This is a genomic window from Sphingomonas sp., assembly GCF_051962185.1.
Taxonomy (GTDB): domain Bacteria; phylum Pseudomonadota; class Alphaproteobacteria; order Sphingomonadales; family Sphingomonadaceae; genus Sphingomonas.
In genome coordinates, this window is record NZ_JBQCCN010000252.1 from 1 (window position 1) to 24,496 (window position 24,496).

Sequence of the window (24,496 nt, forward strand, 5' to 3'; positions counted from 1 at the left end):
GATCGTGATCGACCATCCGCATGTCGGGCAAGTCGCGAACAGCGGCTGCCTGTTGCCGCTCGACGACGCGATCGATGCCACGGCGCTCGGCGCGATCGCCGCCGGATCGGTCGGTGGCTCTTACGAAAGCTACACATGGGCCGGGCATCAATGGGCACTGCCGATCGACGCCGCCGCGCAGGTCCAGGCCTGGGTGCCGTCGCGGATCGACGCGCCGGTCGCCGACTGGACGGCGCTCGCCACCCTCGCCGCGGAGGGACGCGCCTCGCTGCCGCTCAAGCCGCCGCATAGCCTGATGAGCCTGTTCACCTTGTGCGGGCTCGCCGGGGTCGCGCTGGACGGCGCCAGTGACGAGCTGTTCCCCGCCGGCGCTGCGCGTGCCTACGACCTGCTCGCGACGCTCGCCGGGCAAGTCGATCCGCAAGCCTATGCGATGGACCCGATCGACATGCTCGAGGCGATGGCCGACCCCGCCGGCCAACTGGCGGTCGCGCCGCTGATCTACGGTTACGTCAGCTATTCGGTCGCCGGTTTCCGGCCCGAGATCGTCCGTTTCGCCGACATCCCGTCGCTCGGTCGTGGCCCCGCTGGATCGGCGCTGGGCGGCACCGGTATCGCGGTGTCGGCGCATGGCGGCAATCCCGCGGAAGCGGCGCGCTTCGCCGCCTGGATCGCCAACGGCACCGCGCAGCGCGACCTGATCGCGCGCCACGGCGGCCAGCCCGGCCATGCCGATGCCTGGGGCGCGGACAGCGTCAACGCCGCGACCGGCGATTTCTATCGCGCGACCCGCGCCACGCTCGATCGCGCCTGGGTGCGGCCGCGCCATGACGGTTACATGCCGTTCCAGCACGCCGCGTCGGAGCGGATCAACCAGGCACTGCGCGACGGCGAGCCCGCGGCAGCGGCGATTGCGGCGCTCAACCAATCGTATCGCGACAGCCGATGACGGCACCGCTCGACGGATTGCTCGTCGTCGACATGGCTCAGTTCCTGTCGGGGCCGTCAGCGGCCTTGCGGCTGGCCGATCTCGGCGCCCGGGTGATCAAGGTCGAGAGACCCGACGGCGGCGACATCTGCCGCACGCTGTATCTGAGCGACACCGATGTCGGCGGGGACTCCACCCTGTTCCACGCGATCAATCGCAACAAGCAGAGCCTCGCCGCCGACCTCAAGGACGCGACCGACGCGCGTCGCGTCCATCGGGTGATCGACCAGGCCGATGTCGTCATCCAGAATATCCGCCCCGGCGTCGCGGCGCGCCTCGGCTTCGGACCCGAGGCGCTCCGCGCCCGCAATTCACGGCTGATCGTCGGCAGCATTTCGGGCTATGGTGAGGCTGGCCCTTGGGCTGGATTGCCCGGGCAGGACCTGCTCGCTCAGGCCTTGTCCGGCGCGATGTGGCTGAGCGGCAGCGCGTCGGACGGCCCGGTACCGTTCGGCCTGTCGGTCGCCGACATGCTGGCCGGCCATATCCTGGTCGAGGGCATTCTGGCCGCTTTGGTACGGCGCGGGATCGGCGGCGAAGGTGCGGCAGTCGAGACCAGCCTGCTCGAAGCGATGGTCGACCTGCAATTCGAGGTGCTGACCACGCATCTCAACGACGGCGGCCGCCCGCCGCAACGCGCCGCCGTGAACAATGCGCATGCTTATCTGGCCGCGCCTTACGGCGTCTATCGGACCAAGGATGGCTGGCTCGCACTAGCGATGACGCCGCTCGACACATTGGGCGCGTCGCTCGATCTTCCGCTTGCCGGGCGCGACGCCTTCGCCGAGCGCGATGCGATCAAGGCCGAGATCGCGAAACGGCTGGCGACCGGCTCGACCCGCGACTGGCTCGACCGGCTCGAGGCCGACGGCATCTGGTGTGCGCCGGTCAGCGACTGGCCGACGCTGCTCGCGGAGAACGCCTTTACCCGGCTCGACATGCTGCAGCGGATCACCCGCGACACGACGCCGATCACGACGACGCGCGCACCGGTGCGCGTAGACGGCTGTCGCGTCGGAGCCGCAGCCGGCGCCCCGCGCATCGGCGAGCATAGCGACGCGATCATCCGCGAATTCTCGCTCGACGCCTGAGTGCTCCAAACAAAATGGGCGCGAACCGGAAGTTCGCGCCCATAGTTGGTTCGGGAAGTGCCGACCGGATTTCCGCCCCCTGAACGGAAAGACCCGGCCGGGTCGGGATTGCTTTTCCGTTCAGTATTTGATGCGCACGCCGATCATGAACTGACGGTCGTCGATCGTGAACTGACCCGGTTGCGTCGCCACCGCGTAATATTGCTGGATCTGCGTCCGCAGGATGTTCTGGGCATCGAACGTCAAGGTGAAATGCTTGCCCACGTCCACGCTGACCGAGCCATCGAGCCAGCCGTAACCCTTGGTGTAGACGGGGAACACGTAGGACACGGTCGACCCGCCCGGCGGCGTGTAGCCGCCGGCCAGGATGCTCGACAGATAGCTCGAGCGGTAATTGTAGGCGACGCGGGCGGAGACCCCGTGCTTTTCGTATATTGCAGCAACGTTGAAGCTGTTCTTCGACAGCTGCGTCAGCGGCGCGGTGAACCCGACCAGCGAGCTCGGCGCCTTACTGTCCGCATAGGTGTAATTGGCCTGCAGGCCCAAGCCCGACAACGCGCCCGGCAGGAAATCGAAGAACTGCTGATAGCCGACCTCGACGCCCTTCACCGTGCCTGGATCGGAGTTGACGGGCAGCGAGACCGTGTAACCGGTGACTCCGTCAATCGTCTGGCCGGGCGTGGAGCGCGTGAAGATGAAACCTTTCACCCTCTTGTAGAAGCCCGCGACGTAGAGCGAGCTCGACTTGCCGAAATACCACTCGAGCGACGCGTCTGCGTTCGTCGAGGTGATCGGGGACAAATTGGGGTTGCCGCTGGAAGCAGCGAGTTGACCCGGCACCACGGTAACGGCAGGCGACAGCTGGCTGAAGTCCGGCCGCGTGAGCGTTTCGGAGGCAGCGAGGCGAAGCTGCAGCTTCTGCGTCAGATGGATGCGGACATTCGCGCTCGGCAACCACTTGTTATAAGCGTTATCCACGATCACCGGATCGACCGCCTGCGGGCTGTCCAACACATAGGTGGTAACACCATTCGCGTCCTTGACGGCATGCCTGCGGAGCTGGAAGCCGTTGATGCTGTCTTCCGTACGGACCCAGCGCACGCCGATATTGCCGTCGACGACATCATTGAAGTTGAACTTCGCCATGACGTAACCGGCGTAGCTCTTCTCGTCGGCGGCGAAGCCGGCAAGCTGGTTGCTGATCGAATTCGGGTCCGGCGCGGCTAGGCCGAGTGCGCTCACGACCCCGCCGAAGTTGTTCTTCAGATTGGCCGGTAGCGCATACGGATAGTTGCGCTGGAAGTCCAAACCGGAGCCGACGCCGGAATAGAAGTCGCCGAACTGGTTCGCCGTGAACAGCGAAGGATAGAGCGACGGATTCGTCGCCTTCGTCTGCCCGACGAAGCGCACCGGATTCTGCTGCGCGACGGCACGATCGGAAAAGCGGAAGCCGACATCGATCGCCGACAGAAAGCCGGAGTCGAACTTGTATTCACCGTCCAGACGACCCGCCCATTCGTGCCCGACATAATGGTTCTCGTTCCGGGTCAGGCCACCGACCGTGTAGTTCGAGAGGTTCGCCAGATCGAAGCCGGGCGTCGACGACGACGGCGGGTTGGTCGCCGCATATTGCGTATAGACGGGCGCGTGCGTCACCAGATCGAGCTCGGTGTACCACAGGTCGCTCTTCGACTTGGTATAGGCACCGTCGCCTGTCAGCGTGAAATTGCCGCTGGTCCACTTGCCCTTGAGCGCGATCTGCTTGTTGACGTCGAGGAGATCGCGCTCGGTCCCGCCCGCGGTGATGATCTGATTGCTGAAGCTCGCTTGGCTGACGTCGTTGGTGCTGCCGAAATAGCTGACGGTACCGGGGATATAGGCCGATCCCGCCGTCGGGATGTTCGCCGAATATTGCTGCTGGTTGGTGCGGAAGCGCTGATACTGCCCCTCCAGCGAGAATTCGAGATTGGACGCCGGGCGCCACTGCAGCGCGGCGTTGGCACCGAGACGCTGGCGATTGCCGTTGATCAACACCTGATAATTGCCGTTCGGCGCGAACACCGTGCGGGTGGGATCGATCTCGCTGGCCTTGCCCGGAATGCGCGGCGTCGGCGCGCCCGTGGAATCGAGATCCTGGCGGTACGACCGCTCTTGATACGAAATCGCGGCGAGCACGCCGATCTCGCCGATCCCGGTCTGCCAGCGGTCGGACACCAGAAGCGACGCCATCGGCTCGGACTTCTTGATCCGGTCGGCGTAATTGTTGCCCAGCGTCGCGCTGATCGTCGAGCCCGAGAAATCGAACGGCAGACGAGTCCGCACGTCGACGGTGCCGCCCAGGCCGCCTTCGATCAGGTCGGCGGTCGGCGTCTTGTAAACGTCGATACGGCCGATCAGTTCGGCGGGAAGATCCTCGAGATTGAATGTGCGACCACCACCGGCGGTGAAGGTCTCGCGGCCGTTCATCGTGGTCTCGACCTGCGGCAGGCCGCGAATGGCGATCGAGCCGCCTTCGCCGACATCGCGCGAGACCTGCACGCCGGTGATACGCTGCAGCGCCTCGGTCGCGTTGTTGTCGGGGAGCTTGCCGATGTCCTCGGCGACGATCGAGTCGACGATCGACGATGCGTTGCGCTTGATGTTCTGCGCCGACTGAAGGCTGGCGCGGACGCCGGTGACGACGATGTCGGCGGGCGGCGATCCGTCGGCGGTCTGCGCGGAGGCATCGGCAGGCTGGGATGCCGGCGTCGCCGTGCTTTGCGCATGCGCGGTCCCGGCGGTGAGGCCGATGATCATCGCGCTGATCGCGACACCGCAACGGATCTGACTGGTATTCCTCATTTCCTCCACTCCCTGGGCAAATGTGGGCTCGCGCCGCATCGATTTATAATACTAATTAAAATATGGTGATATTGTATGAGTATTTGCTTGTCAATCGCCTGTGCCGCGCCTCCGTGGAGCGCCCCGGCAGAACAATATCTGGCTGATATATCGAGATAAAATATCCGTGTTCCGAAGGAGCGACATGCGCCGGCCACAAACCGCTCCACGACTCGGAAGTGCAGCCAGCGATCTGCTCCGCCGCTGCTCGAGGTTGATGCGTCCGGTCCGCCAAGCTAGAATATGTCCGAGTTATTGGAGATGAACATGATCCGTTCCCTGGTACAGTTCGACGACGGCGGACGCGGCGTCGCGGCGTTGGGCGGCCACGGTGCGCGGCGCGTCACCGGCGCGTCGACCGTGCTCTCGCTTGCCCAGGAAGCCTTGGCGCAGGGCGCACGGCTCGCCGATCTGGCCGCGGCTCGGCTCGGCGAGCCGCTCGACTTGTCGGCCGTCCGGCTGCTCTGCCCGATCGACCACCCGGATCCCGCGCATCTGCTGGTCAGCGGTACCGGGCTCACTCACCTCGGCTCCGCCGAAGGGCGCGACAAGATGCACCGCGCCGCGATCGAGAATCCGGCGCCGACCGATTCGATGAAGATGTTCCTGATGGGCGTCGAAGGCGGCAAGCCCCAGCAAGGCACGACCGGGGTCCAGCCTGAATGGTTCTACAAGGGTGATGGCGCGATCCTCGCCGCACCCGGCGCGCCGCTCGACATGCCCGACTTCGCGCTCGACGGCGGCGAGGAGCCGGAGATCGCCGGCATCTATCTGGTCGCGCCCGACGGCACGCCGGTACGGATCGGCTTCGCCTTGGGCAACGAATTCTCCGACCATGTGACGGAACGCGGCAATTACCTCTGGCTGGCGCATTCCAAGCTGCGCGCGGCGGCGCTGGGCCCCGAATTATTGCTCGGCGACCTGCCGCAGGACGTGCGCGGTACCAGCCGCATCCTGCGCGACGGCGAAGTCCTGTGGGAAAAACCGTTCGTCTCGGGCGAAGCGAACATGTCGCACAGCCTCGCCAACCTCGAGCACCATCATTTCAAATATGCCGGCTTCCGCCGCCCCGGCGACCTGCATGTCCATTTCTTCGGGACCGCCACCCTGTCGTTCAGCGACGGTATCGCGACGCGGCCTGGCGATATCTTCGAGGTGTCGGCGCCGCCCTTCACCCTGCCGGTGCGCAATCCGCTCGCGAGAGCCGCGCCGGTGACGGTCGGCGTCCGCAGCCTGTGAATATTGTCAGCTTGGGGATAGCCGATTAGGCTCGGGACGCCGATGGACGACCGCCCCCCCCCCGCCCCCCGCATCCACGGCACGATCGCGCGCAATATCGGCATCGAGATCGTCAGTGGCGTTCGCAAGCCGGGCGACGTACTCGGCGGCGAGATAGAGGCGAGCGAAGAGCTCGGCATTTCGCGCACCGCCTATCGCGAGGCGATCCGCATCCTTGCCGCCAAGGGCCTGGTCGAAAGCCGCCCCAAGGCGGGCACGCGGATCACGTCGCGGTCGCGCTGGAACCTGCTCGACCCAGACATCCTGGCGTGGACGTTCGAAGGCGAGCCCGACACGCAATTCATCCTCGACCTGTTCGAGTTGCGGTCGGTGATCGAGCCCGCCGCCGCCGGCTTCGCCGCGCAACGCCGGACCGAGGCCGATCTGGCGGAGATGGAGACCGCGCTCCAGGGCATGCAGGCCCATGGCCTGGCCGATGAGCGCGGGCGCGCCGCCGACCAGCGTTTCCACCGCGCGATCCTGGCCGCCGCGCGCAACGAGCCGTTGATCGCGCTGGCCAGCACGGTCGGTGCCGCCGTGCATTGGACGACCAAGTTCAAGCAGCGCCGCCGCGCCTTGCCGCGCGATCCGATGCCCGACCACCAGCGCGTTCATGCCGCGATCGAGGCGGGCGATGCGCCCGCGGCGCGGCAGGCGATGGCCGAATTGCTCCAGCTCGCGCTCGACGACATGGATATGCCGTCGGGGGATTGAGCGGGTCGAACCGGCGGCCGATTTTTCGCCCGCTCCTGCCATCGGGCGATTGCGCGCATCCCCTCGTCGCCCCAGCGAAGGCCGGGGCCGCTGGCGGCAAGAGGACCTTCATTTCAAAGCGGCCCCGGCCTTCGCCGGCGCGACGAGCTAGTGGCAGCGCCCTTGGCTACGGCGATCGCCATCGCGACCGCTCGCACGAGCGCCGCGTCGTAGCCGGCGCTAGTGGCTGTCGCGCGGCAGTCCGCGGGTCTGGGCAATGCGCTGGTATTTCTCCGCGCCTTCCAGGATCGCGCCGGTACCGAGCTGGCCTACGACCGCGCGCTGCAATTCCTGCCAGGGCGTTTGCGACGCCGGATAGTGATAGCCGCCTTCGGCCGCGAGCGCCTGGCGGCGCGCCTCGAGCTCGGCATCGTCGATCAGCACGTTGACCGTGCCGGCGTTGAGGTCGATCCGCACACGATCGCCGGTGCGCAGCAACGCCAGCGCGCCGTTCGCCGCCGCCTCGGGGGAGGCATTGAGGATCGACGGGCTGCCGCTGGTTCCCGATTGCCGGCCGTCGCCGATGCAGGGCAGTGCATGGACGCCGTCGAGGATCAATTGCGCGGGCGGGCGCATGTTCACGACTTCGGCCGAGCCGGGATAGCCGACCGCGCCGGTACCGCGCATCACCAGCAACGTATCGGTGGTGATCCCCGCGGCCGGATCGTCGATGCGCCGGTGGTAATCCTCCGGCCCGTCGAACACCACGACCGGCCCTTCGAAGGCATTGGGGTCGTCGGGATTGGACAGGTAGCGCTGACGGAACTCGTCCGAGATCACGCTGGTCTTCATGATCGCACTGTCGAACAGATTGCCCGTCAGCACGGCGAAGCCGGCCGCGGTCTTCAGCGGATCGTCGAACCGCCGGATCACCTTCTCGTCCTCGATCGCGGCGTCGCGGCAATTGTCGCCGATCGTCCGCCCGTTAACCGTCACCGCGCCTTCGGCGATGCGGCCGTGGTCCATGAGTTGCGCGACGACCGCTGGAACGCCGCCGGCGCGATAATAATCCTCGCCGAGATACTCGCCGGCGGGCTGAAGGTTGACCAGCAGCGGAATGTCCTGGCCATGATCCTGCCAGGTCTGGAGCGGCAGATCGACGCCGATGTGCCGCGCGATCGCCGAGAGATGGATCGGCGCGTTGGTCGACCCGCCGATCGCCGAATTGACCGCGATCGCGTTGAGGAACGCGTCCCTGGTCAGGATGTCGGACGGCTTCAGGTCCTCCGCGACCATCGCGACGATGCGCTTACCGGTGTGATAGGCGACTTCCTGGCGGTCGCGATACGGGGCCGGGATCGCCGCCGAGCCGGGCAGCGACATGCCCAATGCCTCGGTCAGCGAATTCATCGTCGTGGCCGTGCCCATAGTATTGCAATAACCGGTCGACGGCGCCGACGACGCGACCATGCGGACGAATTCGACATCGTCGATCTCACCCGCGGCGAGCAGTTCGCGCGCTTTCCACACGATCGTACCCGAGCCGGTCCGCTCGCCCTTGTGCCAGCCGTTGAGCATCGGCCCGACGGACAAGGCGATCGCCGGGATGTTCACCGTCGCCGCCGCCATCAGACAGGCGGGCGTGGTCTTGTCGCACCCGATCGTCAGCACGACGCCGTCGATCGGATAGCCGTAGAGCGCCTCGACCAGCCCGAGATAGGCGAGGTTGCGGTCCAGCCCCGCGGTCGGCCGCTTGCCGGTCTCCTGGATCGGGTGCACAGGAAATTCGATGGCGATGCCGCCCGCCTCACGAATGCCCTCTCGCACGCGCTCGGCGAGGACGAGGTGATGGCGATTGCAGGGACTGAGGTCCGATCCCGTCTGCGCGATGCCGATGATCGGCTTGCCCGACCGCAATTCCTCCAGGCTGAGCCCGTAATTGAGGTAGCGCTCGAGATAGAGCGCGGTCATGTCGATATTGTCGGGATTGTCGAACCAGGCACGGCTGCGCAGTCTGGGCACTTCGGAAACGGACATTCGATGCTCCAACAAGGCATGACGGCACGCCGCCAGGCGGACGCGGCGGCAATCCCAAATCTACAGAGAACGCCCCCGATCATCGGAACCGATGACGCGTGCCGACAGCCAGGTGCGTCAGCCTCTCCCCAATCCGCGGATTGACCGCCACGGAGCCGATATATAATCAGACAAATAGCGATGACACAAGAGTCGTCGCCACATGAAGGAGAGCGAAGATGCCAGGTCCGGTGACGGGCGCCCCGAAAGCCCATACCGCGATGCCGGGTGGCGGCAGCTACCGGCCGGCGCTCGCGCTGCTCGCCAGCCTGTTCTTCATGTGGGGCTTCATCACGGTCCTGAACGATATCCTGATTCCGCACCTGAAAGCGGTGTTCGATCTGAATTACACCCAGTCGCTGTTGATCCAGTTCGTATGGTTCATCGCCTATGGCATCGCGTCTTTTCCCTGCGCGAAGATATTGGAACGCGTCGGCTACAAGAGGTCGATGGTCGGCGGGCTGGTCGTCATGGCGCTCGGCGCGCTCGGCTTCATCCCGGCGTCGCAACTGGCGTCGTACCCGCTGTTCCTGACGTCGCTGTTCGTGCTCGCTTGCGGGATCACGATGCTGCAGGTCGCCGCCAATCCCTATGTCGCGGTGATCGGATCGCCCGAGACGGCGTCCGCTCGCCTCAACGTCGTGCAGGGCTTCAACACCTTGGGCGACGTGCTGGCGCCGTTGTTCGGCACCTGGCTGATCCTGTCGCGATCGGCGAGTGCCAATGTGGTCGGCAAGGCCACGCTGACCCCGGCGGAAAAGCTGGCCGACGCGCAGTCGGTGCAATTGCCCTATCTCGTGATCGTCGGCGTGCTGATTCTGCTCGCGATCAGCATCGCGTTGTTCAAGCTGCCGCAATTCGGCGCCGAGAATCGCCGGGCGGCGGCGGCGGCTCGGAGCAGCCAGTCCTTATGGTCGCATCGCAATCTCGTGTTCGGCGTGCCCGCGATCGCGCTCTACGTTCTGGCCGAGATCTGCGTCGGCAGCCTGCTGATCAGCTTCATCCAGCAGCCGAGCGTCGGCAACATGTCGGCGACCGAGGCATCGCATTACCTGCCGCTGCTATGGGGCGGCATGATGGTCGGCCGCTTCGTCGGCGCTCTCGTCATGCCCCGCATCGCGCCCGAGCGCCTGCTGGCCTTCAACGCCCTGATCGCTTTTCTGTTGATCATGACCGCGGTCCTCGGTTCGGGCCATTTCGCGATGTGGTCGCTGGTCCTGGTCGGGCTGTTCCACTCGATCATGTTCCCGACCATCTTCACGCTGGGCATTCGCGGCCTGGGGCCGTTGACCGAGGAAGGGTCGGGCCTGTTGATCATGGCGATCGCCGGCGGCGCGCTGGCCACCGGGCAGGCGTGGATCGCCGACCATTACGGCTTGCAGATCAGCTTCCTGGTGCCTGCGCTGTGCGAAGCGTACGTCCTGTTCTACGCGCTCTGGGGCTGCAAGGTGACGAGGGCGGCTGAGTCATTTTCCGCATGATCGGAGGGACTAATGCTCCTGCGCAAGCAGGAGCCCAGGGCAGGTGCTGTCCTTCATAACCCTGGGCTCCAGCTTGCGCTGGAGCACGACCGACAATTCAGCAGCCCGTCCCTTCGGCCCGCGCTGCCCAGCGGATCGCGCCGGAAATCATCTTCTGGTGGAGCGGCTCCGAATAGGTTTCCGCCTTGTGCCCGAGCGCGGAGAAGAACACGCGCCCCTTGCCCACGCAGCGCGTCCAGATGATCGGGTGTAGCTTGCCCATCCGCACCCGCTCGGGGAACGGATCGTAGCTGCTCTCGTCGAGCGTCGCGAGGATGTGGGTGTCGTTGCCGGTGGACACGCGGTCGAACGAATACCATTCCTCGGTGCGGACCCATTTCGCCGGCAAGTCGCGGGTCGCGGGATTGGTGCGATCGACGACCTCGATCGTGCCCTGCTGGAATTGCTTGGGCCGCCCGGTGTGGCCGATGAACTGGGCGCCGACGAGGGTCTGGGGATACCAGCTCCAGTCATATTGCGGGTCGCCGCCCGCGCCGTGCAACAGCACGACGCCACCACCATGCTCGACCCAGGATTTGAACGCCGCGCGCTGGCTGTCGTCGAAAATCGTCCCGCTGGTGCTGTTGAGGACGATCACCGAGAATTTGGCGAGATCGCGCGGGTTGATCACGGCGGCGTTCTCGGTCTCGAACACGTCGCGGCCCTGTTTGCGGATCAGGTCGGCGAGGACCGCCTTGGCCGCGGCGATCTGGTCGGGGTCGCGGAAACCGTTGGTCTTGGACAGGACCAGCACGGCGCCGCGCCGCAGCCGGGGCAACGTCGGGGCGACCTTGTCCATCACCGGCGTCGGCCAATTGCGCGGATCTCGCGGCGGCATGATCGGTGTAGCCGGAGTCACCGCCTGCGCGGCGACGGCCATCAACAGAAGCGAACGCAACATCATGGTCTGTTCCTCTCAGGGCAGCGCCCGACGGCGCGATGCGACCGGCGGGCCGACACTCACCATTCGAACGCGTCGCCGGTCGTGCGATCGGCGATCAGGAAGGCGTCGGCGACGAGTTGGAGCGGACTGAGATCGACATCGCTCTCGTTTCGGTCGAGCAGGTCGGCGAAGCGGCGATAAAGGCTCGGATATTCGGCGTCGGGCGCCTCGCGCGGCGCCTCGCCCGGCACGTGCAGGATCGCACCGCCCATCGACAATTTCAGGGTACCGGCGTCGGTATCGACCTCGATGTCCCAGGTCTGCGGCCCGGTCTGGAGAAAATCGAACTCGGCGGAGACCGGCACGTGCCCGGCACGCATCGTCAGCGATGCGGCCAGCGGTCCCTGGCGCCCGGCCGGCACAACGATCGCCGCCGCCTCGACGCGGAGCGGTTGGGGAAGGATCTTGGTCGCAATCGACAGCGCGTTGATGCCGGGGTCGAACACGCCGAAGCCGCCGGCCTCCAGGATCCAGTCCTGGCCCGGGTGCCAGCGGCGAATATCCTCGCGCCAGGCGATCCGCACGGCGTCGATCCGCCGCTCGGCCAGCCACGCCCGCGCCGGGGCGACGCCCGCCGCCTCACGCGAATGCCAGGTCGCGAATAGCACCACGCCGCGCGATCGCGCGAGATCGGCCAACGCCGTCGCCTCGGACAGGGTCGCAGCGGGCGGCTTCTCGAGCATTACATGCAGCCCCGCCTCGATCGCGGCGCGCGCCTGGTCGAAACGCCCATGCGGCGGCGTGCATAGAGATACCGCGTCGAGCGGCACGCGGGCCGCCAGCATCGCCTCGATCGTCGGAAAGCTCGGGACGCCGCCGAGCGCGGCATTGCGGCTGGCGATCGCGGCAAGCGTGTAGTCCGGATTGGCGGCGAGCGCCGGAACATGCTGGTCCCGCGCGATCTTGCCCAACCCGACCAGCGCGATGCGAATCGGCTCCATCATGCCTCTCTCAATAAGTATGACTTATTGTGCCCGACAATGAGGCGGACTGGCAACCGTTCATGGCGGGAAAATCACCGCGCCGGGCGAAACGGCTCGATGGCCGGGAGGCGGCGGAGGTCGAGAACGACGTGGCGAATGCGCACACGGTCCCAGGTATAAGTGATATGGACCATGCCGTCGTCGCGCTGGATCACCGCGGGATAACCATAGCCGTCCTTGATCGGGTCGCTTTCGAGCGTGAGCACGTTGCGCCAGCGGATACCGTCGTCCGACAGCGCGACGTTGAGCGGCCAGCGTGCCCCCTTGCCGGGCGTGTCGGGATTGTGGGCGCTGTGGTTGTAAACCAGCAGTTGGCGGCCATCCTTCAACGTGACGGCATCGGTGCCCGAATTGGGATTGGGCAGATCGATCGCCGCGAGCGGCGACCAGGTGGCACCGGCATCGTGCGACCAGGTCGCGGCCAGTGCGCCTTGGCGAGTCCGCGCGACGGCCTGCAACGCGCCGTCGCGATGGAACAGGACGCTCGGCTGGATCGCGTCGATATGCATCGGCGAGGCGACCGGCGCGGTTGCCTGCCAGCTCCGGCCGCGATCGCGACTGCGCTCGAAATGCACCGCCCAGCCCTCCGCGCTCTCGACGCTCGACGGGGACAGCCAATCGCCATTGGCGAGCAGCACCGGCTTGTTCTTGATCGGGCCCAAGATGCCGTCGGCCAAACGACGCGGCGGCGACCAGGTCCGTCCCTCGTCCGAAGACGTGATGACCATTCCCCACCAGGCCGACGGGCTCGGCCCGACCTTGTAGAATAAATGGAGATCGCCGCCGAGATCCTGAAACAGCACCGGGTTCCAGGTCGGCAGCCGGGGCGCGTCGGGCTGGATACCGTCAGCCACCTGGACCGGCGTGGCCCAGCCGGTCGCGCCGCGCGTCGCGACCCAGATGGTGACGTCGGGAGTGCGCTCCTTGGTGCCGCCGAACCACGCGGCGCCGAGCCTTCCGCTGCGCATCTCGACGATCGTCGAGGCGTGGCATTGCGGATAGGGTGCGCGATCGTAGATGAACTCGCGCAGCACGACCGGATCGGCGTTCGCGGTCGACGCGCGCGCGGCGCGACCGCCGAGCGTCAGCCCCGCGCCCGCGGTGGCGAGCATCCCGGCAAGCGTACGACGTGAAACGCGAATGCTGTCGGTCATCGATCATTTCCTGCGCGACTGGGAGGCGGTTCAGCCCTCGCGAAGGATCATGTCGTTGTAAAGGCGCGGGCTGACGACGGGTCCCGGCCGCCCCCCTCGCCTTGTCAGCAGTCGCCATTTGGTGGAGGACGTCGGCGTCGCTGCCAAAAACCGTGGAAAGTCCCCTGATGCGTCCTCCCCTCGCCGCTCTCGCCCTGATCTTGCTGGCCTCGATCGCTCCGGCTGCGAGTGCCGCGCCCGACGCGCCGTCCCCGATCCTGACGACGCCGGAGGCGAAGGACGTGCTCAGCTATGCCGAGCCGCAGATCGCGCGCGTTACCCATGTCGACCTCGACCTGACCGCCGACTTCGCAGCGAAAGTCATGCGCGGCACCGCGACGCTCGACATCCTCGCCCGGCCCGATGCCCGGCGGATCGTGCTCGACGACAAGGATCTGGTGATTGCCAAAATCACCGACGCGCGCGGGCGTCCGCTCAAATGGTCGGTCGGCGCGGCGGACGACTATAAGGGCGCACCGCTGACGGTGGAGATCGGTACCGCGCGGCGGATCGTCATCACCTATCGCTCCTCGCCCAACGCCCGCGCACTCGGTTGGCTGGCACCGGCGCTGACCGCCGGCAAGAAAAAGCCCTATCTGTTCAGCCAGGGCGAGAGCATCAACAACCGCAGCTGGATCCCGACCCAGGACAGCCCCGGCATCCGCCAGAGTTGGACGGCGAAGATCACCGTCCCCAATGGCCTCGTCGCGGTGATGAGCGCGGAGCGGCTGACTCCGAATGGGCTGCCGGCGGCGAAGGGCTGGCACAGCTATCGCTTTCGCATGGACCATAATGTCCCGCCGTACCTGATCGCACTCGCGGTCGGCGACCTGCGCTTCCAGGCGATCGATGGGCGTACCGGCGTCTACACCGAACCGAGCGTGCTGGCGAAGGACGCCGCCGAACTCTCCGACACCGGCAAGATGGTAACCACCGCGGAGGGACTGTACGGCAAATATCGGTGGGGCCGCTACGACGTGCTGGTGCTGCCGCCGTCCTTCCCGTTCGGCGGAATGGAGAACCCCACCCTCACCTTCGCCACGCCGACCATTATCACCGGCGACAAGTCGAACGTCGACGTCATCGCGCATGAGCTGGCGCATAGCTGGTCGGGCAATCTGGTGACCAATGCGACCTGGTCGGACTCCTGGCTCAACGAGGGCTTCACCACCTATTTCGAGAATCGCATCGACGAGGCTTTGTACGGCAAGGAGCGCGCGGCGACCCTGGCGGATTTGTCGTGGGACGATTTGCAGCGCGACCTGAAGGGCGCGCCCGACGCCAAGTCGACACGGCTGCACGGCGATCCCGAAGGCGTCTATGGCGAGCTCGACTATACCAAGGGCTCCACGTTCCTCAGGACGATCGAATATACCGTCGGCCGCGCGCGCTGGGACGCATATCTCAAGTCCTATTTCGACCGCCACGCCTTCCAGCCGCAGACCAGCGCCGGCTTTCTGGCCGACATCCGTGCCAATCTGATCAAGGGCGACCAGGCGCTCGAGGCCAAGCTGAAGCTCGACGAATGGGTCTATGGCACCGGCCTCCCCGACAATGCGGTCCATGTCCGCTCGGCGACGCTGGAGCGGATCGACCGGATCCTGGCGTCGGTCGACAAGGGCGCGTCGATCGCCTCGATCGACGCGTCGCATTGGTCGACGCAGGAATGGCTGCGCTTCCTCAACGGGCTGTCGCGCCAGCAAACGACGCAGCGCCTGGGCGAGCTCGACCGCACGCTCGGCCTGTCCAATTCGCCCAACGCCTATATCCGCTCGGCCTGGCTCGTGCTGGCGATCGGCAATCGCTACGACCCGGTCATCCCGTCGATCGCGCAATTCCTGCCGAGCGTCGGCCGCGGACTGCTGATCTTCCCGGTCTATCGCGCGCTCAAGGCGCAAGGCGACTGGGGCCTGCCGATCGCGCGCCGCGTCTATGCGACCGCGCGACAGGGGTATCACCCGACTGTGGTAGGCGCGATCGACAAGTTGCTCAAATAGGTCCGTCGAGCGCGGCAACGATGTTGATGAGGCGACGGCCCACGGAATGTCACGAAAGCGGCGATATCTGACGGCGACAATGCCGGACGGCTACGTCAAGACGGTCGGCCCGACCGCCGATCCGCTGACGCACTATTGGCGCATCGTCGCGGTGCTGGAGAATGGCAAGACCGAGGTCTTCTGGGGGCACACCAGGTCGCTGGCGGAAGCAAAGGGCAAGCGGATCGCGACCGCGGAGGCCGCGGCCGCCCGCGGCTGGCGGAACCATGCATTTGAGATAGCCGAACTGGTCGAGAGCGATACGCCGCCGGATGACGGCCCACCCGCCGGCGGCAGAGGCCGGCGACGGCGCTAGGATTGGCGCCAGTTCGAAGTGGCGCCGAAAACGCTCAGCGACCGTCGAACAGCGGCGCCAACCGCGTGCGGATACGCTCGAGCACCGTATCGCCCTCGAGATCGGGCGCGAACGAGCGACCGGTGATCATCTCGAAGGCCTCGGCATAGACTGCGGCGGTGCTCGCGATCAGGTCCTCGGGAATATCGGGGATCGGGTCCCGGTAGGGATCGCAGCGCGCCGCCACCCACGACCGCACGACGTCCTTGTCGAAACTGTCGGGCCGCTTCCCGGCTTGGAAGCGCGCCTCGTAACTCGCCTGCCGCCAGTAACGGCTGCGGTCGGGAGTGTGGATCTCATCGGCGAGCACGATCGTCCCGTCGGGTGCGACGCCGAATTCGTATTTGGTGTCGGCCAGGATCAGCCCGCGCTCCTCGGCCATTTGCTGCCCGCGCTTGAACAGCGCGATCGCGGTCGCGCTGAGCTCCTCCCATTGCGCCGGCGTCAACAGCTTGCGCTCCAGGATCTCCGCCGCGGTCAGCGGCTCGTCATGGCCGCCGTCGAATTCCTTGCTGGTCGGCGTGATGACCGGCTCGGCGAGCTTCTCGTTATCGCGCATCCCATCGGGCAAGGTCATGCCGTACATCGTCCGCTGGCCCTGTTTGTAGAGCGTCAGGATCGAGGTGCCGGTGGTTCCCGCGAGATAGCCGCGCACGACGATCTCGACCGGCAGGATGTCGAGCCGGCGGCAGATCAGGACGTTGGGATCGGGATAATCGAGCACGTGGTTGGCGCAGATGTCCGCCGTCGCCTCGAACCAGAAACGCGCGGTCTGGGTCAGCACTTCGCCCTTGAACGGGATCGCGCAGAGAATGCGGTCGAACGCGCTCAGCCGGTCGCTGGCGATGATGACCCGGCGCCCGTCGGCAAGATCGTAATTGTCGCGCACCTTGCCGCGATAATGGTTGGGCAGCTCGGGGATGGTGGCATCGTCGAGCGTGCGCGACGCGAAGGCGGCGAAATCGATGGAGGGCATGTGAAGCCCCTAGCCCGGCCCATCGCGATTGTCAGCGGAGACGTAGGACATATCGACATTCAGACGCACGGGCCGGTTCGCGCTTTAATCCTACCCCGCCAACGCAGGCGCAGCCTAAAGGAGGGGGAGGAAGCACAGCGGCTAATGGGTTGCCCTCCTCCCCTCCGTCGCCTTCGGCGCCACCTCCCCCCTGGCGGGGGAGGATTGTCTGGGTGCCGATACGCCCTGCCTCAGGCCCGAACCACCGGCTGCCGCCCGGCCCAAGGCCGCGCTTCCTCGATCTCGTACGCCAGCGCCAGCAGCGCCGCCTCGTTCCCGACTGAGGCGCCGAACTGTGCGCCGATCGGCAGGCCCGCGGCCGACCACGCGCCAGGCACGCTCATCGCCGGCGCGCCGACGACGTTGTAGGGCGTGGTATAGCCGACATAGCGCGTCAGCCGCTCGGCCATCGGCTCGACCGGCAGATCGGGCGCGAGCCAGCCGATCTCGGGCGGCGGCAGCGACAGGACCGGCGAGAGAATCATGTCGTATTCCGCCATCCACGCGTCATGTACCGCGCGCAATGACTGGAGATAGGCGACCGCCTGATCGACCGCGCCGTCGGGCGCGCCGGCGATGATCGAGGCCATGGCGAGGCTGAACGGCTCGACCTCGTCGAGCCCGGGCGGATGCCCCAGCCGCGCTCCGTCCTCGACGAGCAGGTTCGCCGCGCCCTTCGACCAGGTCAGCAGGAACGCATCGTTCATGCCGACGATCGCCGCCGGCCAGGCGGTCGGCTCGACCTGGTGGCCGAGACCCGCGAGCAACGCCGCCATGTCCTCGATCGCGCGCGCGACCTCGGGATCGGGCGCCTGGCCCGACACGCTGTCGAGCACCATGCCGATGCGCAATCGCCGTGACGACGGCCCGGTCACCAACCCAACCGGCGGCAGGCCGGAGTCCCTGGCTTCGACCGCGGCGAGCAAGGCAGCACTGTCGCGGACGCTACGCGAGACGCAGAGCTGGACGCTGAGCGGCATCGGGAAATGACCCGGATCGGTCGCGAGCGTGCGGTCGCGCGAGGTCTTGAGCCCGAACAGGCCGCAGCACGATGCCGGGATACGGATCGACCCTCCCCCGTCGCTGGCATGCGCGAAGGGCACGACATGCGCGGCGGTAGCGGCTGCCGCGCCGCCCGACGACCCGCCCGCCGAACGCGAGGGATCCCAGGGATTGCGCGTCGGACCGAACGCCAACGGTTCGGTGGTCGGGAGAAAACCGTGCTCCGGCGTCGAGCTTTTGCCGATCGGGTTGAGCCCGGTGGCGAGCATCCCCGCGATCAACGCCGACTGGCGGTCGGCGGCGGGCACGCCGGCGGTCGCGCGCGTGCCCAATCGCGTCGGCAGCCCGACGAAATCGTCGAGGTCCTTGATCAGATACGGCACGCCAGCGAACGGCCCTTCGCCGAGCGGTCCGCGCGCCCGCTCCCGGGCGCGATCGTAATCGTCGGCCACGAGGAAATTGAGCGTCGGGTTCAACGCCTCCGATCGCGCGATCGCCGCGTCGACCATTTCGAGCGCCGACACCGCGCCGGATCGGATCGCCGCGGCGGTTTCGGTCGCATCCCAATCGGCTATGTCCGTCGCGCTCATGCCAGCCTCTCCTTATCGTTGCTGGCGGTTTGTGGCGCGGATCGACAAGCCGGGCAATGTCGCCGCTACCCGGTTTCGGGACGGCCTCGATCGGCATTGCGCGGTCGATCGTTTCATGGGACATCTCAGCCTTGGCCGGAGGGGGACATCCGATGCCTTATCCAAGAGCGCATTATTACGTTCTGATCGTCATCGCGGTGATCGCGGCCGGGTTCTGGCCGAGCTACTTCAGCGTCCTCGACAGTTCGCCCTGGCAGTTCCACGCGCACGGCGTCATTGCCAGCCTGTGGGTGGTGATGGTCGCGGCACAGAGCTGGACCGCGCACGACAAGGCAAGGCTGTCGCTGCACCGCGCCGTCGGCAAAACGAGCCTGATATTGTTTCCGTTTCTCATCGCCGGCCTGTTCGCGATCATCGACCGCACCGCCAAAGGCTATGTCACGAATGACGACCCCGTCCGGATGATGTTCGGCGGAGCATTCGTAATCGGCATGGCCGTGGCCGCCACGGCTTATGTGACCGTCTATTACCGCGCCCTGAAATACCGTCGCAAAATATGGGTGCATTCGGGCTATTTACTGACGACTCCCCTGATCCTGTTCGAATCGCCGTTCGGACGGATCCTCAACAGGTTCGTCGAGCCATTCGTCGTCCATGGCCCTCCGGATTTCGGGCGTATCCTGACCGCGATCCTGTGGTCGATGGCGCTGGAACTCGCCTTCATTGCGGCGGTCTGGGTCAAATACCGGCAGAAAGCGGCTCCCTTCCTCGTAGCGGGCGGCTTCATCGTCGCGCAAATGGTGACGATGGGGCTGCTGAACGACCTCCCGATCCTGAAGGTCGTGCTCGATATCATCGGTCACACCCCGGGCGCGCTCGTGTGGCTCACGGGCTTCGCGATCGGCGCGCTAACGAGCTGGGCCGGATGGCAAGCGGGCAAGCGGCCCACGGTGCCCATCGCCGCTGCGGCACAGCCAGCCTAGCAGACCCGGTTCGATCCAGCACGGAAAAGCCCGCCGCGCCATTCGGCGCCGCGGGCTATTTCAGTCCTTCGGAAGGGTTGGTGGAGCCGAGGGGGATCGAACCCCTGACCTTCGCAATGCCATTGCGACGCTCTCCCAGCTGAGCTACGGCCCCACACCTTCCGGGAAGGAGGCGGGCCCTAGACGGACTGCGCCCCTTTGACAAGCGGGTGATTAGCCCGCCTGCCGTAAATTTTTCGTCGATCAGCTCTCGTCTTCGTTGCCGCCGGTTTCGACGCCGAGATCGTCGTCGCCGCCGAGATCGACTTCGTCATCGGCCGAGGGCTCGCCCTCGTCCTCGATGTCCAGATCCTCGCCTTCCAGGTCCGAATCGTCCTTTTCGGGCTTCTCGGCTTTGACCACCTCGAACGGCAACGGCTGCTTCGACTTCAGGATCGGCTCGGGCGCCCAGGCGGTGTTGCAATTGATGCACGTCACCGGGTCGTCCTTGCCAAGATCGTAGAAACGCGTTCCGCATTTCGGGCACGTACGCTTCGTGCCCCATTCCGGCTTGACCATGCCGCTGTGTACCTTTCGATTTATGCGAATTTCGGGGTTCGACCCCTAAAGTGGCGCGCGCCTTGCCATAGCGCAAGGTGCCTGTCAAAGCCCGCGGCCGATGTCGCATGCTGCCCCCAAATCGCTCACGATCGAATCGGCGCCCCGCCTGTCGGGCCGCGTTACCGTGCCCGGCGACAAGTCGATCAGCCACCGCTCGCTGATGCTGTCGAGCCTCGCCGTGGGTGAGAGCCGGATCGAGGGGTTGCTCGAGGGCGAGGACGTGCTGGCGACCGCCGCCGCGATGCGGGCGATGGGCGCGACGATCGAGCGCGGCAACGACGGTATCTGGCGCGTGTGGGGCGTCGGAGTCGGCGGGCTGCTGCAGCCTGCAGGGGCGCTCGACATGGGCAATTCGGGCACCTCGACCCGCCTCCTCGCCGGCCTGATCGCGAGCCATCCGATCACTGCGACCTTCACGGGCGACGCCTCGCTGAGCAAGCGCCCGATGGGGCGGGTGATCGATCCACTGTCGCTGATGGGCGCCGAGTTCACGTCGAGCCCGGGCGGCCGCCTGCCGATGATGGTGCGCGGCATCTGCCCGGCGGTGCCGATCGAGTACACGCTTCCCGTCGCCTCGGCGCAGGTCAAGTCGGCAGTCATCCTGGCCGGACTCAACACGCCGGGCATCACCCGGGTGATCGAGCCGGTGCCGACGCGCGACCACAGCGAGCGGATGCTGGCCGGGTTCGGCGCGAAGCTGATGGTTGAGGCGACCAATCGCGGCCGCGTAATCTCGGTCCATGGCGAGGCCGAATTGAAACCGCAGCAGATCGTCGTGCCGGGCGACCCGAGCTCGGCGGCGTTCTGGGCGGTCGCGGCGTCGATCGTTCCGGGCAGCGAAGTGACGATCGCCAATGTCGGCCTGAACCCGACGCGCGCGGGCATCTTCGCGGCGTTGCGCATGATGGGCGCCGACATCACCGAAGTCGATCCGCGCACCGTCGGCGGGGAGCCGGTCGCCGACCTGATCGTGCGCCACGCCGCATTGAAGGCGATCGACGTGCCGCCCGATCTCGCGCCGAGCATGATCGACGAATATCCGGTGTTGTTCGTTGCCGCCGCGTTGGCCGAGGGCCGCACGGTCGCGCGCGGGGCGCACGAATTGCGGGTCAAAGAATCGGATCGCATCGCGGCGATGAAGGACGCGCTGGAAGCTTGCGGCGTGGCGATCGAGGAGTTCGAGGACGGCCTCGCCATCACCGGCAGCGGCGGCGAGCCGATCGCCGGCGGAGGCACCGTGGCATCGCTGCTCGACCACCGGATCGCCATGGCGATGACCGTCGCCGGCCTCGTCGCGCGGAAGCCGATCACGATCGACGATGTCGCGCCGGTCGCGACCAGCTATCCGATCTTCTATCAGACGCTCGACCAGCTGAGAGGCGACGCATGATCGACCGGCGGGGATTCATCGCCGGCGGCGTCGCGCTCGGCGCGGCCCTGGCCTTCCCCCGCCCGCTGTTCGCGCGCAAGCCCGACGGCTACCCTGCTCCGGATCTCGAAAGAATGGTCCCGGTCGAGGGCGGTCGCGTCTATGTCCGGGTCAACGGCAAGCTGGACGGCCCCAAACCGCCGATCGTCATGCTGCACGGCGGCCCCGGCGGCGATCACGAGCATTTCATGCCCGCGGTGGCATTGGCCGACGAGCGCGCGATCGTGTTGTACGACCAGCTCGACAGCGGCCAGTCGGACCGGCCCAACGATCCCAAGAACTGGCGCGTCGACCGCTTCGTCGACGAGATCGAGCTGGTGCGCAAGGCGTTGGGGATCGAGCGCTGGCATCTACTCGGGCATAGCTGGGGCGGCACGCTGGCGCTCGAATATGGTGGGCGGCGCCCTGCGGCATTGCTCGGGCTCGCGCTCGCCAGCCCGTTGGTGTCGACCAAAAGCTGGATCGCCGACGCCAATATATTGCGCCGCCAGTTGCCGGCCGAGGCCCAAGCCGAGATCGCGAGTTGCGACCATGGGCCGAGCCGTAGCTGCGATGAGGGCGTCAACGCTTTCTATCGCGCGTTCAACGGGCGCGAGCCGGCCAAGCCGGCCGCGATGGCTTATGCCGGTGCGCATCCCGGCGGGTTCAATCCCAAGCTCTACAACGCGATGTGGGGGCCGAGCGAATTCGCCTGCACCGGCAGCCTCAAGGATTATGACGGCGAGCCCTTGCTGGCCAGGCTCGACGGGCGCCGCACGATCTTCATGAGCGGGCAATATGACGAGGCGCGGCCGGCGACATTGGCCGGCTTCGCCGCGCGCGTGCCCGGCGCCGAGTTCGCCACCATTCCGGGATCGGCGCACGGTATCTTCGCCGACCGGACGCTGGAAACGGTCGCGTTGATCCGCGGCTGGCTGGCGCGACAGGACGCCAAGTCCTAGAGCGTCGCGATGGAGTTACGCGTATGATCATCGCCGTGGACGGTCCCGCCGCCAGCGGCAAGGGCACCATCGCCCGGGCACTGGCAAGGCATTACCACCTGCCGCATCTCGACACCGGCCTGCTCTATCGCGCAGTCGGCGAGAATGTGCGGCGGATGGAGCTCGACCCGACCAGGGAAGCCGACGCGGTCGCCGCGAGCAATTTCGAGGACGACCTGCTCGACGACCCCGCACTGCGCAGCGACGAGGCGGGGCAGCTCGCGTCGATCGTCTCGGCGCATCCCTTGGTGCGCGCGGCGTTGCTGCAGCGTCAGCGCAAGTTCGCGCATCAGGACGGTGGCGCTGTGCTCGACGGCCGCGACATCGGCACGGTGATCGCGCCCGACGCCGACGCGAAGCTGTTCGTCAAGGCGACCCCGCAGATCCGCGCGCGGCGCCGCCACGCCGAGCTGAAGGAAAAGGGCAGCACGCTCAGCCTCGACAAGGTCCTGGCCGACATTCGCGCGCGCGACCAGCGCGACATGGGCCGCGACGCTGCGCCACTGGTGATGGCGGCGGATGCGGGGATCCTGGATACCAGCTTCCTCTCGATCGAAGCCGCCGTGAAGCGCGCGATCGAACTGGTCGAGCGGCAGAGGCAGTTGAAGGCGGCGAAGGTTTAGGGGCCGCTAATTCCTCCCCGGAACGGGGAGGGGGACCAAGGCGCGCAGCGGCTTGGTGGAGGGGGCCCTCCACGCACCAGCCTCCTGGCCTGTTGCTCGTTGGTCGCGGGCCCCCTCCACCACTCGGCTGGCGCCGAGCGGTCCCCCTCCCCGTGCCGGGGAGGAATTTCGTCCCACCCCATCATATAAAGAAATCTTTATATCCCGCTTGACCCGACTCGCTCGGCGCGGGATAAGCCCTTGTCGAAGGTTCTCCGGCCGGGTCGTCCGCGCCGGAGCTAAGACGGGAAGCCGGTGCGGTTCTTCAGAACCAAGGCCGGCGCTGCCCCCGCAACTGTAAGCGGCGAGCGGCGATCCATTGATGTCACTGGGGAGCGCTCCCCGGGAAGACGGATCGTCCGCGCTGACCCGTGAGCCAGGAGACCTGCCTGCGACGCGATAACGTCCACCGGCGGGGTGTCCGGGCTGGCCGCTTGCATCTGCGGTCGGCGCTGCGCCGCCCGTGCCTGCTCGTGTCTGGTCCCGATCCCTGCCCTTCACCGGGGTATGAAGATCATGACCGTCACTATTGCCACTCTCGGATTCCCGCGCATCGGCCCGCGCCGTGAATTGAAGGTCGCGCTTGAGTCCTTCTGGTCGGGACAATCGTCCGAAGCCGAGCTACTCGAAGCCGCCGCCGGGCTGCGCACCGCCGCCTGGGCGCGGCAGAAATCGCTCGGCACCGACTGGCTGCCGTCCAACGATTTCTCGCTCTACGACCATGTCCTCGACACCAGCCTGATGCTCGGCGCGATCCCGGAGCGCTATGGCAAGACCGCGGGTGAGGCCGACCTCTCCACCTATTTCGCGATGGCGCGCGGTACGACCGGCGACGAGGCGAGCTGCCGCCATGGGCACGGCAGTCTCACCGCCTGCGAGATGACCAAATGGTTCGACACCAATTACCATTACATGGTCCCCGAGTTGGTCGCCGGGCAGAAGCTCGCCTTGAGCTCGGCCAAGATCGTCGACGAGTATCGCGAGGCCAGGGCGCAGGGTTATGAGACGCGCCCGGTCCTGCTCGGCCCGGTCACCTGGCTGAGCCTGGCCAAGGGTCACGGGGTCGATCCGTTCGACTATCTCGACGAGGTGCTCGGCCTCTACACGGCGATCCTGACCCAGCTCGGCCAGGCCGGCGCGGAATGGGTGCAGATCGACGAGCCGGTGCTGGTGCTCGACCTGAGCGAACGCCAGCGCAA

19 protein-coding genes, 1 tRNA gene, 1 pseudogene and 1 riboswitch are annotated in these 24,496 nt (G+C 66.6%); of the genes and pseudogenes, 12 read left to right on the top strand and 9 right to left on the bottom strand.

Going from position 1 to position 24,496, the window contains the following annotated elements; genetic code table 11:
* On the top strand, positions 1-949 hold a 949-nt coding region (locus tag ACTHJR_RS16200), incomplete at its 5' end, for an extracellular solute-binding protein (RefSeq protein WP_440524276.1).
* The gene (locus ACTHJR_RS16205) at positions 946-2,079 is read left to right on the top strand and encodes a CaiB/BaiF CoA transferase family protein (protein WP_440524277.1); all 1,134 of its coding nucleotides are present in this window, start codon (positions 946-948) and stop codon (positions 2,077-2,079) included. The genes ACTHJR_RS16200 and ACTHJR_RS16205, both read left to right, overlap by 4 nt.
* A gap of 120 nt (positions 2,080-2,199) precedes the next feature.
* Here ACTHJR_RS16205 and ACTHJR_RS16210 read toward each other — a convergent pair whose 3' ends face one another.
* Positions 2,200-4,920, bottom strand: a complete 2,721-nt coding sequence (locus ACTHJR_RS16210) for a TonB-dependent receptor (protein WP_440524278.1) — start codon at positions 4,918-4,920, stop codon at positions 2,200-2,202.
* Positions 4,921-5,226: 306 nt separating this feature from the next.
* On the opposite strand from ACTHJR_RS16210, the gene araD1 reads away from it, so the two are divergent.
* Both araD1 and ACTHJR_RS16220 read left to right on the top strand, forming a co-directional pair.
* Positions 5,227-6,198, top strand: a complete 972-nt coding sequence (gene araD1 / locus ACTHJR_RS16215) for an AraD1 family protein (RefSeq protein WP_440524279.1) — start codon at positions 5,227-5,229, stop codon at positions 6,196-6,198.
* Positions 6,199-6,240: 42 nt separating this feature from the next.
* Positions 6,241-6,951, top strand: coding sequence for a FadR/GntR family transcriptional regulator (locus ACTHJR_RS16220; RefSeq protein ID WP_440524280.1), 711 nt, complete (start codon positions 6,241-6,243; stop codon positions 6,949-6,951).
* Between the two features lie 219 nt (positions 6,952-7,170).
* Here ACTHJR_RS16220 and ACTHJR_RS16225 read toward each other — a convergent pair whose 3' ends face one another.
* Entirely contained in the window at positions 7,171-8,967 is a 1,797-nt protein-coding gene (locus ACTHJR_RS16225) for an IlvD/Edd family dehydratase (RefSeq protein ID WP_440524281.1), read from the bottom strand.
* 218 nt (positions 8,968-9,185) lie between these two features.
* Here ACTHJR_RS16225 and ACTHJR_RS16230 point away from each other — a divergent pair, with 218 nt between their 5' ends.
* Positions 9,186-10,487: a sugar MFS transporter gene (locus ACTHJR_RS16230; RefSeq protein ID WP_440524282.1), complete on the top strand. Its 1,302-nt coding sequence runs from the start codon at positions 9,186-9,188 to the stop codon at positions 10,485-10,487.
* Positions 10,488-10,584: 97 nt separating this feature from the next.
* On the opposite strand, the gene ACTHJR_RS16235 is transcribed toward ACTHJR_RS16230, so the two are convergent.
* The 3 genes from ACTHJR_RS16235 to ACTHJR_RS16245 all read right to left on the bottom strand — a co-directional run bounded on the left by ACTHJR_RS16235 (position 10,585) and on the right by ACTHJR_RS16245 (position 13,606).
* A complete protein-coding gene (locus tag ACTHJR_RS16235) occupies positions 10,585-11,430 on the bottom strand; it encodes a ThuA domain-containing protein (RefSeq protein WP_440524283.1) in 846 nt (281 codons plus the stop codon).
* Between the two features lie 56 nt (positions 11,431-11,486).
* The gene (locus ACTHJR_RS16240) at positions 11,487-12,410 is read right to left on the bottom strand and encodes a Gfo/Idh/MocA family protein (protein ID WP_440524294.1); all 924 of its coding nucleotides are present in this window, start codon (positions 12,408-12,410) and stop codon (positions 11,487-11,489) included.
* A gap of 74 nt (positions 12,411-12,484) precedes the next feature.
* The gene (locus ACTHJR_RS16245; protein ID WP_440524284.1) at positions 12,485-13,606 is read right to left on the bottom strand and encodes a sialidase family protein; all 1,122 of its coding nucleotides are present in this window, start codon (positions 13,604-13,606) and stop codon (positions 12,485-12,487) included.
* 167 nt (positions 13,607-13,773) lie between these two features.
* Here ACTHJR_RS16245 and ACTHJR_RS16250 point away from each other — a divergent pair, with 167 nt between their 5' ends.
* Both ACTHJR_RS16250 and ACTHJR_RS16255 read left to right on the top strand, forming a co-directional pair.
* On the top strand, positions 13,774-15,642 hold the full coding sequence (locus ACTHJR_RS16250) for a M1 family metallopeptidase (RefSeq protein ID WP_440524285.1): 1,869 nt from the start codon (positions 13,774-13,776) through the stop codon (positions 15,640-15,642).
* 46 nt (positions 15,643-15,688) lie between these two features.
* Positions 15,689-15,997 (top strand): hypothetical protein, encoded by a 309-nt coding sequence (locus tag ACTHJR_RS16255; RefSeq protein WP_440524286.1) that lies wholly within the window; start codon positions 15,689-15,691, stop codon positions 15,995-15,997.
* A gap of 34 nt (positions 15,998-16,031) precedes the next feature.
* Here the strand turns inward: ACTHJR_RS16255 and ACTHJR_RS16260 are convergent, their stop codons facing one another.
* Positions 16,032-17,012 (bottom strand): phosphoribosylaminoimidazolesuccinocarboxamide synthase, encoded by a 981-nt coding sequence (locus ACTHJR_RS16260; protein WP_440524287.1) that lies wholly within the window; start codon positions 17,010-17,012, stop codon positions 16,032-16,034.
* Between the two features lie 230 nt (positions 17,013-17,242).
* Positions 17,243-18,643 (bottom strand): amidase, encoded by a 1,401-nt coding sequence (locus ACTHJR_RS16265; protein WP_440524288.1) that lies wholly within the window; start codon positions 18,641-18,643, stop codon positions 17,243-17,245.
* Between the two features lie 152 nt (positions 18,644-18,795).
* On the opposite strand from ACTHJR_RS16265, the gene ACTHJR_RS16270 reads away from it, so the two are divergent.
* Positions 18,796-19,626 (top strand): hypothetical protein, encoded by an 831-nt coding sequence (locus ACTHJR_RS16270; protein WP_440524289.1) that lies wholly within the window; start codon positions 18,796-18,798, stop codon positions 19,624-19,626.
* Positions 19,627-19,704: 78 nt separating this feature from the next.
* Here the strand turns inward: ACTHJR_RS16270 and ACTHJR_RS16275 are convergent.
* Together ACTHJR_RS16275 and ACTHJR_RS16280 are read right to left on the bottom strand one after the other, a co-directional pair.
* Positions 19,705-19,780 (bottom strand) — tRNA-Ala (locus tag ACTHJR_RS16275).
* Positions 19,781-19,869: 89 nt separating this feature from the next.
* A complete protein-coding gene (locus ACTHJR_RS16280) occupies positions 19,870-20,184 on the bottom strand; it encodes an FYDLN acid domain-containing protein (protein ID WP_440524290.1) in 315 nt (104 codons plus the stop codon).
* A gap of 100 nt (positions 20,185-20,284) precedes the next feature.
* Here ACTHJR_RS16280 and aroA point away from each other — a divergent pair, with 100 nt between their 5' ends.
* The 4 genes and pseudogenes from aroA to ACTHJR_RS16300 form a co-directional block, all read left to right on the top strand.
* Positions 20,285-21,616 carry a 3-phosphoshikimate 1-carboxyvinyltransferase gene (gene aroA, locus ACTHJR_RS16285; protein ID WP_440524291.1) on the top strand — a complete coding sequence of 444 codons (1,332 nt, stop codon included), beginning with the start codon at positions 20,285-20,287 and terminating at the stop codon, positions 21,614-21,616.
* Positions 21,613-22,596, top strand: coding sequence for a proline iminopeptidase-family hydrolase (locus tag ACTHJR_RS16290; RefSeq protein ID WP_440524292.1), 984 nt, complete (start codon positions 21,613-21,615; stop codon positions 22,594-22,596). The genes aroA and ACTHJR_RS16290 overlap by 4 nt, the downstream gene beginning before the upstream one ends.
* Before the next feature lie 23 nt (positions 22,597-22,619).
* On the top strand, positions 22,620-23,258 hold the full coding sequence (cmk, locus tag ACTHJR_RS16295) for a (d)CMP kinase (RefSeq protein WP_440524293.1): 639 nt from the start codon (positions 22,620-22,622) through the stop codon (positions 23,256-23,258).
* Positions 23,259-23,488: 230 nt separating this feature from the next.
* A riboswitch (cobalamin riboswitch) is annotated at positions 23,489-23,704 on the top strand.
* 109 nt (positions 23,705-23,813) lie between these two features.
* Positions 23,814-24,496 (top strand): annotated as a pseudogene (locus tag ACTHJR_RS16300) (5-methyltetrahydropteroyltriglutamate--homocysteine S-methyltransferase); the annotation flags it as partial.

Bases quoted from the DNA above. Each gene is read 5' to 3' on its own strand.
- ACTHJR_RS16205 (WP_440524277.1), top strand. From the start codon at position 946: ATGACGGCACCGCTCGACGGATTGCTCGTCGTCGACATGGCTCAGTTC.
- ACTHJR_RS16210 (WP_440524278.1), bottom strand. From the start codon at position 4,920: ATGAGGAATACCAGTCAGATCCGTTGCGGTGTCGCGATCAGCGCGATG.
- araD1 (WP_440524279.1), top strand. From the start codon at position 5,227: ATGATCCGTTCCCTGGTACAGTTCGACGACGGCGGACGCGGCGTCGCG.
- ACTHJR_RS16220 (WP_440524280.1), top strand. From the start codon at position 6,241: ATGGACGACCGCCCCCCCCCCGCCCCCCGCATCCACGGCACGATCGCG.
- ACTHJR_RS16225 (WP_440524281.1), bottom strand. From the start codon at position 8,967: ATGTCCGTTTCCGAAGTGCCCAGACTGCGCAGCCGTGCCTGGTTCGAC.
- ACTHJR_RS16230 (WP_440524282.1), top strand. From the start codon at position 9,186: ATGCCAGGTCCGGTGACGGGCGCCCCGAAAGCCCATACCGCGATGCCG.
- ACTHJR_RS16235 (WP_440524283.1), bottom strand. From the start codon at position 11,430: ATGATGTTGCGTTCGCTTCTGTTGATGGCCGTCGCCGCGCAGGCGGTG.
- ACTHJR_RS16240 (WP_440524294.1), bottom strand. From the start codon at position 12,410: ATGGAGCCGATTCGCATCGCGCTGGTCGGGTTGGGCAAGATCGCGCGG.
- ACTHJR_RS16245 (WP_440524284.1), bottom strand. From the start codon at position 13,606: ATGACCGACAGCATTCGCGTTTCACGTCGTACGCTTGCCGGGATGCTC.
- ACTHJR_RS16250 (WP_440524285.1), top strand. From the start codon at position 13,774: ATGCGTCCTCCCCTCGCCGCTCTCGCCCTGATCTTGCTGGCCTCGATC.
- ACTHJR_RS16255 (WP_440524286.1), top strand. From the start codon at position 15,689: ATGTCACGAAAGCGGCGATATCTGACGGCGACAATGCCGGACGGCTAC.
- ACTHJR_RS16260 (WP_440524287.1), bottom strand. From the start codon at position 17,012: ATGCCCTCCATCGATTTCGCCGCCTTCGCGTCGCGCACGCTCGACGAT.
- ACTHJR_RS16265 (WP_440524288.1), bottom strand. From the start codon at position 18,643: ATGAGCGCGACGGACATAGCCGATTGGGATGCGACCGAAACCGCCGCG.
- ACTHJR_RS16270 (WP_440524289.1), top strand. From the start codon at position 18,796: ATGCCTTATCCAAGAGCGCATTATTACGTTCTGATCGTCATCGCGGTG.
- ACTHJR_RS16280 (WP_440524290.1), bottom strand. From the start codon at position 20,184: ATGGTCAAGCCGGAATGGGGCACGAAGCGTACGTGCCCGAAATGCGGA.
- aroA (WP_440524291.1), top strand. From the start codon at position 20,285: ATGTCGCATGCTGCCCCCAAATCGCTCACGATCGAATCGGCGCCCCGC.
- ACTHJR_RS16290 (WP_440524292.1), top strand. From the start codon at position 21,613: ATGATCGACCGGCGGGGATTCATCGCCGGCGGCGTCGCGCTCGGCGCG.
- cmk (WP_440524293.1), top strand. From the start codon at position 22,620: ATGATCATCGCCGTGGACGGTCCCGCCGCCAGCGGCAAGGGCACCATC.